The sequence below is a fragment of the Larkinella sp. C7 genome (genome assembly GCF_006149005.1).
In the GTDB taxonomy this organism is placed as follows: Bacteria; Bacteroidota; Bacteroidia; order Cytophagales; family Spirosomataceae; genus Larkinella.
In genome coordinates this window covers 1-305 of the sequence record NZ_VBSL01000301.1, presented here as the reverse complement: position 1 = coordinate 305, position 305 = coordinate 1, and the positions used below count along the sequence as shown (strand labels likewise).

General features: G+C 44.9%; 1 protein-coding gene. It reads left to right on the top strand.

The features are described 5' to 3' along the window. Positions 1-305 (top strand): 30S ribosomal protein S2 (gene rpsB, locus FH871_RS35505; protein ID WP_138995399.1); only part of this gene is annotated, 305 nt, incomplete at both ends.

Here is a 305-nt window from a genome sequence, read left to right as displayed (position 1 = left end):
AATTCTTGGGCGGTATCGAAGATATGCCACGGATTCCAGACGTTATGTACGTTGTTGACCCACATAAGGAACAAATTGCTGTTAAGGAAGCTAAGAAACTTGGCATCCCAGTTGTGGCTATGGTTGATACCAACACTGACCCAGATGATATTGATGTTATCATCCCAGCCAACGATGACGCTATCCGTGCCGTTAAGTTGATTACTTCTAAATTGGCTGACGCTATCATCGAAGGTAAACAAGGGGAAGACAAGGCTGTCGAAGAAGAACTGGCAGAAGCTGCTTCAACGGAATCCCTTGAAGAA